Consider the following 13,869-nt stretch of genomic DNA (forward strand, 5'->3'; position numbering starts at 1 on the left):
CACCCCGTCCGGTCCCCCCTCCAGGACGCCCCCTTCCCAGGCCGACCTGGACCACTACGCCGAGAAGTTCAACCAGAGCCTCAGCCTGCGCCACTTCGGCGCCCACCTCTCCTTTCCCGAGGGGCGCAAGGTGCGCATCACCCTGCCGGAGCTGCGCCCCGAGCACCGCGGGGGCCTGGGCAGCGCCTCCGCCGTCAACGGGCTCATCCTCTCCGCCATGTTCGACCTGGCCATCGGCTGCAGCGGCGCCCTGGTGGACCCCAGCCGCCGCTGCGCCACCGTGCAGCTGTCCATGAGCTTCGAGCGCCCCGTCACCGGCGAGGGCATGCGCGTGGAGGCCGAAATCGAGAACAAGACGGTCTCCCTCATCTTCGCCACCGCCCGGGTGTATGACGGCGAGGGACGGGTGTGCGCCCGTTGCCAGGGCGTGGTGAAGATTTCCAACCTCCCCTGGTCCTCCGGCGGCGGAAGCCCCGCCGTCAACTGACCTTTGGCCACCCCTCCCCACACGCTCCCGGCCCCGACCGATATGTCCACCACGGACACACGTTACCCGGGCACCGGGGATCAGCCAGGCCCCGGAGACGCCTCAGAGCGACGGGAAGACGGCATGAGTGCAGCCGTGCAGGGCCTGCGGATGACGCTTCGGATGCCAAAGGAAGCCGAGGAGCGGGTGGAACCGGAGGTCGCGCGACCTGCCGACGAGGATGCCCTCGCGCGCCGTGCGCTGGGCGGCGACCGGGCGGCCTGGGACGCGTTGGTGGCGCGCCACCACCGTCGGGTCGTGGTATCGCTGCTGGCCCGAGGCGTCCGGGTGGACCGGGCGCACGAGCTGGCCCAGGAGACCTGGGCGCGGCTCATCCAACAACAGCAGCGCGGGCTGCTGACGGAGCTGCGACTGCCCAACCTCGCCCTCACCCAGGCGGCCTTCCTGGCCGCGGACGATGCCCGCCGCTCCCGGCGCGAGTCCATCTCCGGGGCGGTGGAGGAGTTGCCGGAGCGGCAGCACCCGGTGGACCCGTCGGTGTCCGCGGAGCGGCGCCTGTTGTCCGAGGAACAGTTGTCGCGCGCGCACGCCGCGCTGGCGCAGGTGTCGCCGAGCGCGCGCAATGTCTTCCTCCTGGCCTGTGACGGCCAGGAGCTACCCCATGCCGAAGTCGCCGCGCGTGTCGGGCTGTCCGTCCAGCGCGTACGACAAATCCTGTGCGAGGTGCGCAAGAAGCTGCGGACCGCGCTCGAGGAGGAGACCCATGCTTAAGCCCCACCTGACCCGCGACTCCGCGGAGCAATACATCCTGGGGGCACTCTCACCCGAGTCGGCGGCCACGCTGGAGGCGCACACGCTGGAGTGCGAGCCGTGCGCGCGCCTGCTCCAGGAAGAGGCCCTGCTCTCCGAGCAGCTCCAGGAGGTGGCCCAGTCGTTCCCCCCGGAGGTCCGCGTCATCCGCCCCGCCCGCTGGCACGTGCGGCGCGTGGCGGCGGGCGCGGTCAGCGCGGCGCTGGCGGCGGCGGCGTCCCTGGCGCTGGTGCTGCTGCCCGGCGGCCGCGGCTCGCACCCCTCCACCGTCGTCAGCGGGGGCGTGGCGCCCGCCGCGCTGGAGCTGGAGCTGGATGCGCCGCGCGCCATCGTCGTGGCCTGCCCGGACCTGGCCACGCAGGACTCCTGCGCGCAGGCGGCGGAGGAGCGGGGGCTGCTGGTCCAGAGTCCCCTGGGCACGACGGGTAACGTGCCGCGCTACGAGGCCCGCACCGGCCTCCCCGAGGGCGCGCTGAGCGCGCGCCGTCCCGTGTCGCTGTGAGGACCCACGCAATGGACTTCCGGAAGAAACTCGTCACCCTGCTGCTCGCGCTGGCCGCCACCGCGGCCGGGGCCCAGCCGTCGGGTGGCTCCCAGAAGCTGCCGGTGGGCTGGTTCGTGACGGAGAGCGCGCCCAAGCGCTACGAGGCGAGCGTGGACGGCTCCGCCCCGTGCGAGGGCACCCGCAGCGCCTCCTTGCGCTCGCTGACGGAAGACGCGAACGGCTACGGCACCTTCATGCAGGCCTTCGGCGCGCAGGACTACCGCGGCAAGCGGCTGCGCTTCTCGGCCAGCGTGCGCATCAAGGACGTGGAGGGCTGGGCGGGCCTGTGGATGCGCGTGGAGGGGCCGGACCCGAAGCAGCCGCTCGCCTTCGACAACATGCAGTCGCGCGCGCTGGTGGGCACCCGGGGCTGCAAGCGCTACGAGGTGGTGCTGGACGTGCCGAAGGAGGCCACCGCCATCCTGGCCGGCATCATCATGAGCGGCACCGGCCAGGCCTGGCTGGACGGCGTGCGCTTCGACGTGGTGGACGCCTCGGTGCCGGTGACGGACCTCCTGGCCTCCCCGCCCGTGGTGGCCTCGTCGGGCCCCGCGGGCCTGGAGGACGCGCCCGTGACGGTGGCGAAGAACGACCAGCTTCCGCTGGGGCGCGTGGGCGACGTCTGGTTCAACCATGGCCGCGTCGCCTCGGACAAGCCGTACACCCGCCGCGCCGACGGCGTCTGGGTGAGCATCCTCTCCGAGGAGATCTACGAGCACGGCATCGCGGTGACGGGCACGTACGGCCAGCGCCAGCTGGACCTGAAGGTGAAGGCCGGCGGGCCGCGGACCGTCATCGACGGGACGTGGGGCGGAGAGACGGTCAACATCCTCATCTCGTCCGAGAAGCTCGTCATGCGCTGGGGCCGCCTCACGCGTGAGCTGGCGCGGGACAAGAGCGCGCAGGTGGACGGCTCGTGCAACCGCTACCAGGAGAAGGACGGGCCTCGCGTGACGGATCAGCTGGACGTGTGCGGCGCGGCGCAGACCACGCGGCCTCCTCCCGCCCAGCTGGTGATTGCCCTGCTGGCCAACGGCTTCAAGCCGGCGCTGCCCGCGCAGAGCTTCCCCATTCCGGGGCCGCCGGCGCGCAGCCGCCAGGCGCTCGACACGGAGCGCGGCAGCAACAACGGCATCGCCACCCAGTGAGCGCGCGGGGCCCGTGACTTCGGGCCCCGTCCCCTGGGGGCACTGCCCGCTTCAGAAGGAGAAGTCGCGCTCCAGCGTTTCGTTGCCCGCCTGCACGGAGAGGTGGGCAGAGCGCGCGCCGGTGGAGGACGCCGTCGTCAAATCGAAGGCGATGCCCTCCGGCCCGTGCGAGGGCTTCAGCGAGGGACGGCCGGGACTGAGGAACACCGCCGCCGTCACCGCGCGGCCCGCCAGGGGCTGCACCAGGAGGCGCACGCGCTGGCGCTCACGCACCAGCACCACGCGGAAGTCACGGCGCTCCTCCAGGACTTCGCGCTGCTCCGGATGACGGGCGGCGGCGGGACGGTGCGCCACGGGCGCGCGGGAGGTGCGCGCGGCGCGGCCCACTCCGGCCTCCTCCGCGTCCATGTCGAGCGCCTCCTCGATGGCTTCGTCGCCCTCCTCCAACGCCAGCACCGCCTGGGCGCACTCGCCACAGCGGGCCGTGTGCGCGTCCAGCTTCGTGCGCTCGTCCGCCGTCATCAGCCCCATGTCGAGGCGCCAGAGGTCATCCGCGCTGAGGTGGCGCCGTGGGGGCGCGTCCACGAGCGCCGCGTCCGCCACGTCCGAGCGGCAGTCCGAGCAATCCTGGAGGTGGGGAGGAAGCGTCTGGGGCCGTCCCGTCCAGGTGGCCACCAGGTCGTCGCAGTCGGCCCGGGCGGAGAACCACCAGGCCGTGTCCTGCTCGGCGGGCTCGAGAAGGTCGCGCTCCTGCCGTCGCTGCGGATTGAGGGGAATGAACCAGCGGGCTCTCGGGCGGAGTGACGAATCCAATGTCCCGAGCGCGGAGAGATAGCGATCTCGAAGCTGCGCGGCCTCGCCTTGAAGTTCGCCGTGAAGTGCTTCCCAGGCGGCAAGTGCGCGGGTGGCGGAGGCGGCCCGGTCTCGGGCGGCAAGTCCCTCCAGTGCCGAGGCCCTCCACATCTCGGCCTCTTCACCTCCGTCCAGCGCTACTTCGACAGCTTCTTCCGCGGCCCTGAGCAGCACCGGCTGGAGGGCCTGCGGTTTCTGCGCCTTCAGCCAGGCTTCCACCTGGGGTCGACCCAAGCCCCGCAGGGCGGTCTCCACACCTTCGGTCCCCACCTTCGAGCCGCGACGCAACAGGTCGCCCGCTGCCTCGAGAACTTCGCCGGGTGAAGACTTCGCCGCGGTCAGTACGGTGCGACGGGTGGAATAGCGGGACAGTACGTCAATCATGGGTCAATCCTCCTGGGTACCCCGGGGTGTGGCCGGGAAGGAGGCTCATGCTTCCTCCCCGTGCGACTCGCGCTGAAGGTCCAGCAGGTAGAGCTTCAGGTAGGCCTGCGCGCGACTGACGCGCTTGTAGGAGTTGACCACGCTGATGTTCAGACGCCGGGCACATTCTTCGTGATCCTCGACGTCCTCGTGGTGGTACAGCTCCCATGCTGAAGCCTCCTTCGGATGCTCCTGCTGGAGTCGGGCAAACGCCGACCAGTACAGCTCCTGAGCCTCGGCGCGCTCCTCACGGCGCTTTCCTGCCTCGACAGCGCGGGCCACCTCGGAGGGTGGCTCCTCCATGGCGTCATCGGGGTCCGACGGAGGCGCCGCGAGCTCCTCGCGGTGCCGCCGGTAGAAGTCGATGGCCACGTGCTTGACGATGCGCAGGAAGAACGTCTTGGGAGACGCACTCCGGCCGGGCATCTGCTCGGAGACGCCCCGGAACTGGTCCAGGCCGCGGTCGAGGAACTTCCCCACCGCGTCCTGGAAGAGCTCGTCCGCGTCCGCCGGGGAACCGCGGCCGTAGCTCGCCTGGATCTTGCTGATGACGTAGCGCGCGGGGCGGGCCCAACGGTCCACGAGCGAACCGAGGGGCGCCCCGACGGGCTCGCCTGCGGAGCGGCGGCGGACCACCTCCGCGAACAATTCGTCATCCGAGAGCTGCTCGTACACCGGAAGGACCTGGGGGCTGCGCCGGGAGAATCACCCCGGGAGATTGGGTTTCGAGGATGTGGCGCGGCAAGGTACCACGTTGGCATCCGCAGGCAGCCTCCGAGACGGGCAGGGAGGCTCCAACCGCCCGGAACACCGGACAATTTGTGCCTCCCAGAGCCCGACGCGGGGGGCTCCATTTTCCTGACAAAGACTTTTTGGGGCCATCTAAGGAGGGAGGACGGGGGCGGAGGCCAGAAAAATCCCGCCGTCAGGAACGGCGAAAAGCCGCGTCCCTGCCCCCAACGGTTCTTTCGAGCGCCCGGCCGAAGCGGCCCCACAAGCTCGTGGTTCAACTCCACGCACCTACCTTCCAGGTAGATGTCCGTCGACGGTTCGACACTGACCTCCAGAGTCAGCGGTTCCGGCTTCTTCACTCGGGCGCTCATTTTTTTTCGAGGGTTTCGCGTCATGTCCCCCCGCACCATCGTCATCGGAGACCTCCACGGGTGCCTCGACGAGGCCCTGGAGCTGCTCGACAAGGTCGGGGCCACCTCCAGCGACCGGGTCATCTTCGCGGGGGACCTGGTGGACCGCGGCCCGAAGCCGCGCGAGTGCGTGGAGCTGGCGATGCGGCACGAGGCCATCCTCGGCAACCACGAGGAGAAGCACCTCCAGCAGCGCCGCCGGGCGGACGACCGGCTGTCGCCGGACCACCTCGCGACGCGGCGCGCCCTGGCCCCGGAGCACTACGACTGGATGGCGGGCCTGCCCCACTTCATCCGGTTGCCGGAGCACGACGCCGTCGTCGTGCACGCCGGCATGCTCCCCGGCCGGCCACCCGAGGCGCAGGACCCCTACCACCTGCTCCACGCGCAGTGCATCCAGCCCCCCGCCACCAAGAGCTATTGGCCCTCCAAGGCTCCGGAGGGGTGGAAGTTCTGGACGCACTACTGGACGGGCCCGGAGCGGGTCATCTTCGGCCACACCGTCTTCGACCGGCCGCTCGTCACCGAGCACGCGGTGGGTATCGACACCGGGTGTGTCCACGGGCGCTCACTCACGGCGGTGGTGCTCCCCTCCTGGGAGCTGGTCTCCGTGCCATCCCGGCAAGTCTCCCGGGGCGGCAAAGAGGTGGCGAAGTTCCCGGTCCACGGCGACGTGTGCGTCTTCTCGTGAGCACGCGCCGTCCGTAGCCAACGGCTTTCGCGCCCGTCCGACGGGGTCCCACACGCAAAGAGGCGCGGGTTCGACTCCCGCCGGGGCCCTCGGGCTCCGTAGCTCAGCGGTTAGAGCGCTGGACACTGGCTCCAGAGAAGTCAGTGGCCTCGTCACTCGGGCGCACTTTTTTCCTTCTTCCTTCCGACTTCGCACGGGCGGCCTTCGCTGACGTGAAGGCCCTCGTGCGCTCCACGCGCGGTGCACTCCTCTCGCCGTCACGCGAGAGGTCCGCCCCGCGCCTGACCCGCGGCACGTCCCGAAAGGGGGACACCATGACGACCACGACGCAGAACACGAACCTGCTGCCCGAGGCGCAGCGAGGCCCGGCCGAGCGGCTGCTGGAGGTGGTGCTCGGCGGCTCCGCGCACCTGTGGCACAACCGGCCCGGCCTGGACGTGAATGGCACCTGGGTGGCGGCGGCGCACGCGTCGGCCACGCAGAAGGCGCAGGGGCGGCCGGTGAAGCCGGGCCTCTTCGTGCCCGCGGCGGTGCGCCTGTACCGGCAGCTGCTGGACATCTACAAGCTCAACGCGGAGCTGATGGCGCACTTCGCGTCGTACGCGCTGACGCAGACGGACTGGCGTGACCTGAAGGTGGCCACGTGCGCGCTCATGCTGGTGCAGGAGCACGCGGGCCAGCCCGTGCGCGACGACCACGGCCAGGTGGCCTTCCACGACGACGACTGGCGCGCCATCGGCGAGGCGATGGTCCTCCACTACGAGCGCAAGTCCACGCGCATGCTCACGCCCAAGGCGGTGCTGCGGGTGGCCGAGCTGCTCGAGCAGCCGGAGATTGCCCGGCTGAACCGCGAGGCGGGCTTCGGCGACCCGGCGAGCCGCAAGGCGCCCATGGGCCGCTGGAAGCGCGTGGCGTCCAGGTGGCTGTCGGCGCGTGAGGCGAACCTGCCCATGCTCCAGGGCCTGGTGAAGGCCGGGTACAAGGAGACGCTGAAGAAGCTGGCGCGCAAGGCCGGGTACAAGCCGGCCACGCAGGGCTTCTTCGAGGTGCTCGGCTGGAAGCAGAAGCAGTCCGCGGAGGGTCACCGCACGGTGGGCCTGAGCGGGCTCACCCTGGTCAAGCGCGAGCGCTTCGACGGCCTGTCCGAGGCGGAGATCTGCGAGTGGATCGAGATGGAGCGCCTCTCCTACAAGGAGGTCGTGGGCCGGCTGCCGAAGGACGTGGGCCTGACGCCGGCCATCATGGCGGCCCTGCTCCCGTCGCTGTCTGACAGGGACTTGCGGCTGATGACGCCGACGCTGGAGGAGCTGGGGCTGCTGGCGGAGCCCTCGGTGCGCACGCGCTGGGAGAAGGCGGTGGCGAACGCCACGGACCAGCGGGCGCTGAACATCGCGAAGAACGTCCGCAGCGAGGTGCTGCGGCAGAAGCTGGAGGAGGCGAGCGACAACGCGGCACGGCACGCGGTGGCGGAGGCGACGGCGGAGGCCGACGTGAGGGTGATGTTCCTCATCGACAAGTCGGGCTCCATGGAGGGGGCCATCGAGAACTCGAAGGAGGCGCTGACGCGCATCCTCGCGGGCTTCCCGATGGACAAGCTGCACATCGCCGCGTTCGACACGATGGGCACGGTGCTGAAGCCGAAGGCGGCCAACCGCACGGCGGTGCAGCACATGCTGGCGGGGCTGAAGGCGTCGGGCGGCACGACGCACGCGGCCGCGGTGCAGGCGCTGCACCGTGACGGCGTGAGGGTGCCGGAGGGGGCGAAGCTGGTGGTCATCGTGGTGGGCGACGAGGCGGGCGAGGCGGGTGACCAGTTCGCCCGGGCGTTCCGCGACTTCGGCTACTGCGTGGCGGCCATGGCACTGCTGGTGTCGGTGGCGGGTGCGCGCGGCAACACGGTGCGCACGTGCGCGGGTCAGATGAAGGTGCCGTTCAGCGAGGTGAACGTGGACCAGTTCGCCGACCCGTACCAGGTGCCTCGCGTGCTGAAGGCGCTGCTGGACGCGCCGACGGCGCAGAGCGTCTCCGTCCCCCAGAACGGGTGGGTGGAGCGCGTGATGCGCACGCCGCTCTTGAAGGTGGCGTGAGCTGAAAACGCGGTTGCAGTGAGGAAGGAGGAGGCGGCGTGGACTACCGGAAGTTCCTCGGGAAGGTGGAGTCGGCGGTGCTGCCGTACTTTGGCGGCGGCACCGTGGACGCCCCCTCGCGCCGCCTCCGTGTCACCGCCCCGGTGCAGCCGGGGTGGTGGCGCTTCGAGGTGCAGGGGCGGGTCGCCACGGCGCGCGAGCTGGCCGGGCCGGAGGGCCTGGACGGGCTGCCGCGCGTGCGTGGACATGTGTGGGGCCACCGGCTGGTGCGCGAGGGCGCGGTGGCCGAGCCCCTGGAGTTGATGCCGGAGGAGGAGCCGCCGCGGCTGGCGCTGGTGAGCGCCCGGCGGTGGCATGACGGCTCGCTGGTGTTCGACGCGCTGGAGTTCGAGGGCGAGGCGGAGGACGGGGCGCGCCGCGCGCTGGAGGAGGGGCGCTCGCTGTCCGAGGTGAAGGGCGTGAGCGCGGCCCTGCGGGCGGCGTTCGGCTATGCGCTGCTGGAGGTGGCGTCGCGGGCGCTGCGGATTCCCTTCGCGCCGGCGGAGGTGCGCGGCCGGGTGCTGGCGGTGGCCGAGGGGGGCCGCGAGGCGGCGGAGGCGTGCCTGCGTCACCTGGTGGCCGAGCGCGAGGCGTACGTGCGCGCGCGGGAGGCCCGGGCGGCGGCGCTGGTGGCGCGGGCGTGGGCGGAGCGCACGGAGGCGCAGGCGCGGGAGTACACGGCGGGGCTGGTCGCGGAGGCTCAGCGGCGAGGGCCCCCCGCGCGCCACGGCCGGCGCGAGGACGGCGTGGAGCGCGCGGAGCGGGCGCTGCACAGCGCGGGCGCGCGGCTGCGGCACGTGCGGCGGCTGACCGGCAACCAGCTGGAGGTGACGTACTCGTTCATGGAGGAGCGCTTCATCTCCGTCGTGGATGCGGACTCGCTCCAGGTCATTGACGCGGGCGTGTGCCTCGCGGGCGCGGACAGCGAGGTGACGCTGGAGAGCCTGCCGTCGGTCATCCGCGAGGCCATCGACACGGGCGTGCTGGTGATTACCCGGCACGACTAGCGGGAAGGGAGGAAGCCATGGCGACGACGCGAGAGGTGTGCCTGCTCATCGGCCGTGACAACCAGGTGCTGTGGAGCGACGAGTCCGACAATCCGTTCCTCCTCCCGGACTCGCGCGAGCGCTGGGAGGCCATCTGGCACTTCCGCGCCGAGCTGGAGGAGGTGGCCCACAGCCACCCCGAGGGCCCGCTCGGCTTCTCCGCCGAGGACGAGAGCACCATGTCCGCGCTCACCTCGGCGCTCGGGCGTCCGCTGCGGTTCTCCGTGGTGGCGCCCGGGGGCATGGTGGCGCGAGTGGAGGGCCGTGACGTGCTCCTGGCCGAGGAGCCATGGTGGGCGGAGCCGCTGCGGCGCGTGTCCGGCATGCGCCGCCAGCCCGTGGCCCTGGCGTGACCGGGGACAGCCTCCTCTGCTCCCTGGGGTGGTGGGAGTGTCAGGCGCGTACTCAGACTCCCGGCTCACTTGAATGCTTGTCTTTCGGGTTCCACCTTGGTCCCGCGCATTGCAGGTATCCCCCGCAATGCGTGTCCCATCCCCTCACCCCAGGAAGGACCATGAAAGCCCCCACCGCCCTGTCCCTGCTGTTCTCCGCGCTGCTGCTGGCAGCCCTCCCGGCGCACGCGAATGAGTGGTTCCTCTGCGGAAACATCACGCAGATTGGATGGAGCTGCCAGCTCGCGGACCATCCAAGCAACAAGTACGAGTATGGCATTGCCTGGAATACGTCCGAGCCACAGGTCGCCACCTGTTCCTATTGGAACTACGGGATGCGTGTCACCAACAGGCACCCGTACCTCGTCTACAGCGGCAATCCCCAGACGCGCTCGCTCTGGGGTGGCTTCGTGTTCTACTCGGGGACGCTTGCCTCGGACGACGACACCTGTTCCGAAGGGGAATGGCGCCATCAGTATTGGCATCTGGACACGAACAATATCGTGAAGCCGCTCGGGAGCAGCGGCTGCTTCGGGAGCGGCCTGCAACTCTATTGTCGTCTCCGATAGGTGCGGCACATGCAGGCTCGAACCCTCATGCCCTGCATCGCGTGCCTCGCGCTGGGGGCCCTGCTTGGGTCTGGCTGGGCGCATTCGCCTTCGAATGAGGCTTCGGAGTCGATTCCAGCCACGGCGGCGACGGCCCCGCGCGGTGCGCCGTCGTGTCCGCCGCCCGCTTCCTTCCTTGCCACGGGCAACCGTCCCTCACTCGAGGAGATCCGGATTGCTCTTCGCGAGGAACTGCGGGCCGAGCTGGGAGCCTATCGGCCCCCATCCGAGGAGGCCGAGGCGGAAGCCCATGTCCCGAAGGAAGGCGTCGAGGAACGGCGGCGACTGGCCCACGACCAGGCCCGTCAGGTCCTCGGGGAGGCGGTCCGGTACGGTGCCTGGACTCTGGAGTCCCGTCAGCGGTTCCGCGGCACCCTCCACGAGCTGTCCATCCCGCAGCAGAACCAGCTCATTGGCGAACTCTTCAGCGCCATCCAGAGCGGTCGCCTGAAGGTGGATGAGTTGGACCCGCCTCTGTAGCCCGCCCATTCACCATCGCGCGTCGCGCTCGCGAGGGTTGCGAACGCGACGCGCCTGGCCTGAAGGACTTCAGATGGCCCGGCCCCAGAGGTCCCGCATGTCCGCGGGGAGCTGGCCCATCACGTCCTCGGCCTCGCCCTCGGAAATCAGGTGGCGGATGGAGTCCAGCACCGCGCGCACCACCGGCTCCACCGCGTCCGGGTTGAGCGACAGGTCCTCCCCCACCCGCTTCAGCAGTTCCTCGCGCCCGAACTTGGGTGGCAGCTCCTCTTCGTGGCGCTCGCAGCGGTGCAAGAGCTCCGTCAGCTTGCGCGGCAGCTGGGCTTCCAGGTCCAGCGCCTCCTCGCTGTAGATGCGCTGCTCCAGCGCGCACAGCACGGACACGGCGGCCTGCTCCGCCACGGCGGGAGACATGCCTCCTCGCTCGCACAGCCGGTTGAGGAACGCCTTGTAGGTCTGGCTCGCGCGAGACTCGGCCCGCTGGGCGCGGCGCACCTCGATGGGAACGTCACGACGGCTGGCCGGACGCTCCTCCTCCGGGGGAGCGCCCTTTCCCTGCTGCTCACGGTCATCGGCCATGGGGTGTTCTTCCTCCAAGAGTCTGGGCTTCACGGTGCCCACGGCCTCCCGGAGGAGCACGCCCATAGCGCATCGGACGGCGGGGCGACGCCTCCCCGCCTGCTACGCCGCCTTGCGCACGTACGTGTCGAACAGCACGCCGAAGAAGAAGCGACCGAAGCGCGCCAGCGCCGCCAGCCGCTGCGCCGCGTCCCGCGCGTACTGCACCCGGAGCGTGGACAGCTGCACCGTGAAGTCCTTCGCGTTCAGCCGCAGGAAGCCCCGGTAGATGCACGGCCCCGACGCGTCCTTCCCCCGGTACACGGACACCAAGAGCCGCGTGGTGTCCACCCACAGGTCCAGGCCCTCGTCGTCGCAGACGTCCTTGTAGCCATCGACGAAGAAGCGCTCCCCCGACTCGCAGACCAGCGGGAGCTGGTAGCGCATCCGCCGGCCTCCCGGACGGGAACCGTCCTTCGTCAGCAGGTGCAGCACGCCGCCCTCCACCGTCAGCGGCCGGGACGACAGCACCGGCGCCTGCACGCAGCCGGACATGCTCAGCGTGTGCAGCGGGTCCGCGAAGACGGCGTCCAGGTCGCTCGCCTCCACCGTGAGGATGAAGCGGAAGGGCGACGTGTCCCGCCGCGCCGGGTCTCCCGCGCGCAGGCAGTCCTCGTCCACCGCGCCGGAGATGTACCCGTACATCGTCTCCGTGAACTGCACGGACAGGGGCCGCGGCGGACGCGGCGCGGGCGCCTCCGGCACGGGCGAGTAGTCCACCGTCCACCCGTTGCGCCGCGCCATCAGCGCCACGCAGCGCTCGGCCACCGCGGAGATGGTGAGCAGCGGGTTGGTGCCCAGCGGCCTCGGAACCACCGAGCCGTCGCTGATGTAGAGCCCGTCGTGGACGTCGGTGCCCGACTCGCCCGCGAAGACGCGGCCCTCGTGGTCCACCACGCCCTCCTCCGCGCGCTCGCCCATGGCGCAGCCGCCCAGCGGGTGCGTGCACAGCAACTCGTGCCCGGTGAGCTTGCTCCACAGCGGGTTGCGCACGAAGGTGCCGCCCAGCGCCTCGGTGGCGCGGCGCAGCCGCTCGTCCACGCGGGTGAACACCGGCTGCAGGCCCGCGTCCGGCCAGCTCACGCGCACCCGGTCCCCCTCCATGCGCAGCTCGCCCTTGCCGTCGTCGTGCGACATGACCAGGAAGGTCTGCGTGTTGCGCATCGCCCCGTAATACGGCCCGCGCAGGGCGCTCTCCGCCATGCGCGCCATCTCCTCCATGCGGTCCTTGAGGCCCCGGTCCGTGTCCTCTCCGGACACCGCGGAGGCCGCCGCGAGCAGCGCCGCCACCGGCCGGGCCAGCGCGCCGGGGATGGCGCCGTTCTCGATGACCATGCCGTCTTCCTGCAGCAGCGTGGCCCGCTCGTCGATGATGCCACTGATGGTGGGGCCCACCGGCTCCGCGTGCTCGGGACGCTTCTCGCCCCACCCCACGCCGTTGACGGTGACGTCCGTGTTATAGCCGAAGGCCATCACGTCCCCGTTGTTGCTGAAGCGCTTGCCCAGCGCCTTCGACAGCGGCAGCCCCAGCGCCCGCGAGCGCAGCAGGATTTCCGCCGTGCCCATGGTGCCCGCCGCGAGGATGACGCGGTCCGCGGTCACCCACAGGTCCGGCGCGTCGAAGCGCTCGCGGCCGGCATTCATGGGCCGGTAGTAGACGCGCCAGCGCGCCCCGTCGTGCGCGAGGTAGCGCACGCCCACCTCGGTGAAGAGCTTCGCCCCGTGCCGGTGCGCGTCCGGCAGGTAGTTCATCAGCACCGTGTTCTTCGCGCCGACGTTGCAGCCCGTCATGCAGTCGCCGCACAGCGTGCAGCCCGGCTGGCGCACCCCGGCGGGATTCACGCCCGGCTCGAAGGAGACGGTGAGCGGGGGCCGGCGGAAGGTGCCGCCCATCTTCTTCGCCGCCTGCTCCAGCGCCGTCAGCGTGGCCAGCGGCGGCGCGGACTCCGGATAGGGCAGGGGCCGCAGCATGTGCTCCGCCCAGGCGAAGCCGTCCTCCAGGAGCCCCTCCGCGTCGTCGCGCAGCGCCTGGGGCCAGCGCGTGTCCAGGAAGACGCGCGGGTCCGGGCGCAGGGCCACGCTGGCATTGATGAGCGAGGTGCCGCCCAGGCCGCAGCCGTTGACCACCGAGACGTCGCCGCCCCGGTGCACCTCGAACAGGCCGGTGGGGTTGCCCACCTCGAGGCCGCTGCTCGGGTCGAAGTGGACCTGGAGCTCCTTGAAGAACTCGGACTCGGTGCGGGGGTAGTCACCCGGCAGCAGCTCGCGGCCCCGCTCCAGCAGGCAGACCTGCTGGCCGGCCCGCGCCAGCCGGCTGGCGCTGATGGCGCCTCCATACCCCGAGCCCACCACCACGACGGAGTAGTGGGACTCCAGCTCGCTCCAAGGTGACGACAGCCTCCGCATCGGCGCTCCCAAGTGGCTCTCCCGCCCTGCTCGCCCTCCACCGCGGCACCGGTGCTACAGCCAGTGCGGCTCGTCGTGGAAGGGCAACCGGGGAGT

General features: G+C 71.1%; 14 protein-coding genes. 10 read left to right on the forward strand and 4 right to left on the reverse strand.

Annotated features, from left to right (window positions below):
* The 4 genes from HG543_RS27490 to HG543_RS27505 form a co-directional block, all read left to right on the forward strand.
* Positions 1-487: PaaI family thioesterase (locus HG543_RS27490; protein WP_246357335.1), on the forward strand; the 487-nt coding region annotated here is incomplete at its 5' end.
* Between the two features lie 123 nt (positions 488-610).
* Positions 611-1,258 (forward strand): RNA polymerase sigma factor, encoded by a 648-nt coding sequence (locus HG543_RS27495; protein WP_246357336.1) that lies wholly within the window; start codon positions 611-613, stop codon positions 1,256-1,258.
* Entirely contained in the window at positions 1,251-1,799 is a 549-nt protein-coding gene (locus HG543_RS27500) for a zf-HC2 domain-containing protein (protein WP_169347843.1), read from the forward strand. Before HG543_RS27495 ends, HG543_RS27500 begins: the two co-directional genes overlap by 8 nt.
* 11 nt (positions 1,800-1,810) lie before the next feature.
* A complete protein-coding gene (locus tag HG543_RS27505) occupies positions 1,811-2,989 on the forward strand; it encodes an AraC family transcriptional regulator (RefSeq protein ID WP_169347844.1) in 1,179 nt (392 codons plus the stop codon).
* A gap of 51 nt (positions 2,990-3,040) precedes the next feature.
* Here HG543_RS27505 and HG543_RS27510 read toward each other — a convergent pair whose 3' ends face one another.
* Both HG543_RS27510 and HG543_RS27515 read right to left on the reverse strand, forming a co-directional pair.
* Positions 3,041-4,225: a hypothetical protein gene (locus HG543_RS27510; RefSeq protein ID WP_169347845.1), complete on the reverse strand. Its 1,185-nt coding sequence runs from the start codon at positions 4,223-4,225 to the stop codon at positions 3,041-3,043.
* 45 nt (positions 4,226-4,270) lie between these two features.
* Positions 4,271-4,939, reverse strand: a complete 669-nt coding sequence (locus HG543_RS27515) for a sigma-70 family RNA polymerase sigma factor (protein WP_169347846.1) — start codon at positions 4,937-4,939, stop codon at positions 4,271-4,273.
* Between the two features lie 450 nt (positions 4,940-5,389).
* On the opposite strand from HG543_RS27515, the gene HG543_RS27520 reads away from it, so the two are divergent.
* The 6 genes from HG543_RS27520 (at position 5,390) to HG543_RS27545 (ending at position 10,749) form a co-directional block, all read left to right on the forward strand.
* The gene (locus tag HG543_RS27520) at positions 5,390-6,097 is read left to right on the forward strand and encodes a metallophosphoesterase family protein (RefSeq protein ID WP_169347847.1); all 708 of its coding nucleotides are present in this window, start codon (positions 5,390-5,392) and stop codon (positions 6,095-6,097) included.
* 314 nt (positions 6,098-6,411) lie between these two features.
* On the forward strand, positions 6,412-8,184 hold the full coding sequence (locus tag HG543_RS27525; RefSeq protein ID WP_169347848.1) for a vWA domain-containing protein: 1,773 nt from the start codon (positions 6,412-6,414) through the stop codon (positions 8,182-8,184).
* A gap of 38 nt (positions 8,185-8,222) precedes the next feature.
* Positions 8,223-9,230, forward strand: coding sequence for a hypothetical protein (locus tag HG543_RS27530; protein ID WP_169347849.1), 1,008 nt, complete (start codon positions 8,223-8,225; stop codon positions 9,228-9,230).
* A 17-nt stretch (positions 9,231-9,247) separates the two neighbouring features.
* Positions 9,248-9,622 (forward strand): MPN domain-containing protein, encoded by a 375-nt coding sequence (locus HG543_RS27535; RefSeq protein WP_169347850.1) that lies wholly within the window; start codon positions 9,248-9,250, stop codon positions 9,620-9,622.
* 161 nt (positions 9,623-9,783) lie between these two features.
* Positions 9,784-10,230 (forward strand): hypothetical protein, encoded by a 447-nt coding sequence (locus tag HG543_RS27540; protein ID WP_169347851.1) that lies wholly within the window; start codon positions 9,784-9,786, stop codon positions 10,228-10,230.
* A gap of 27 nt (positions 10,231-10,257) precedes the next feature.
* On the forward strand, positions 10,258-10,749 hold the full coding sequence (locus tag HG543_RS27545) for a hypothetical protein (RefSeq protein ID WP_169347852.1): 492 nt from the start codon (positions 10,258-10,260) through the stop codon (positions 10,747-10,749).
* A gap of 69 nt (positions 10,750-10,818) precedes the next feature.
* Here the strand turns inward: HG543_RS27545 and HG543_RS27550 are convergent, their stop codons facing one another.
* Together HG543_RS27550 and HG543_RS27555 are read right to left on the reverse strand one after the other, a co-directional pair.
* On the reverse strand, positions 10,819-11,328 hold the full coding sequence (locus HG543_RS27550; RefSeq protein WP_169347853.1) for a DUF2267 domain-containing protein: 510 nt from the start codon (positions 11,326-11,328) through the stop codon (positions 10,819-10,821).
* Between the two features lie 102 nt (positions 11,329-11,430).
* Entirely contained in the window at positions 11,431-13,773 is a 2,343-nt protein-coding gene (locus tag HG543_RS27555) for a GMC oxidoreductase (protein WP_169347854.1), read from the reverse strand.
* Between the last annotated feature and the right edge of the window lie 96 nt (positions 13,774-13,869).

The sequence above is a fragment of the Pyxidicoccus fallax genome, from assembly GCF_012933655.1.
Lineage (GTDB): Bacteria > Myxococcota > Myxococcia > Myxococcales > Myxococcaceae > Myxococcus > Myxococcus fallax.

Excerpts from the sequence above, each read along its gene's own strand:
- HG543_RS27495 (WP_246357336.1), top strand. The coding sequence starts at position 611 with ATGAGTGCAGCCGTGCAGGGCCTGCGGATGACGCTTCGGATGCCAAAG.
- HG543_RS27500 (WP_169347843.1), top strand. The coding sequence starts at position 1,251 with ATGCTTAAGCCCCACCTGACCCGCGACTCCGCGGAGCAATACATCCTG.
- HG543_RS27505 (WP_169347844.1), top strand. The coding sequence starts at position 1,811 with ATGGACTTCCGGAAGAAACTCGTCACCCTGCTGCTCGCGCTGGCCGCC.
- HG543_RS27510 (WP_169347845.1), bottom strand. The coding sequence starts at position 4,225 with ATGATTGACGTACTGTCCCGCTATTCCACCCGTCGCACCGTACTGACC.
- HG543_RS27520 (WP_169347847.1), top strand. The coding sequence starts at position 5,390 with ATGTCCCCCCGCACCATCGTCATCGGAGACCTCCACGGGTGCCTCGAC.
- HG543_RS27525 (WP_169347848.1), top strand. The coding sequence starts at position 6,412 with ATGACGACCACGACGCAGAACACGAACCTGCTGCCCGAGGCGCAGCGA.
- HG543_RS27535 (WP_169347850.1), top strand. The coding sequence starts at position 9,248 with ATGGCGACGACGCGAGAGGTGTGCCTGCTCATCGGCCGTGACAACCAG.
- HG543_RS27540 (WP_169347851.1), top strand. The coding sequence starts at position 9,784 with ATGAAAGCCCCCACCGCCCTGTCCCTGCTGTTCTCCGCGCTGCTGCTG.
- HG543_RS27545 (WP_169347852.1), top strand. The coding sequence starts at position 10,258 with ATGCCCTGCATCGCGTGCCTCGCGCTGGGGGCCCTGCTTGGGTCTGGC.
- HG543_RS27550 (WP_169347853.1), bottom strand. The coding sequence starts at position 11,328 with ATGGCCGATGACCGTGAGCAGCAGGGAAAGGGCGCTCCCCCGGAGGAG.
- HG543_RS27555 (WP_169347854.1), bottom strand. The coding sequence starts at position 13,773 with ATGCGGAGGCTGTCGTCACCTTGGAGCGAGCTGGAGTCCCACTACTCC.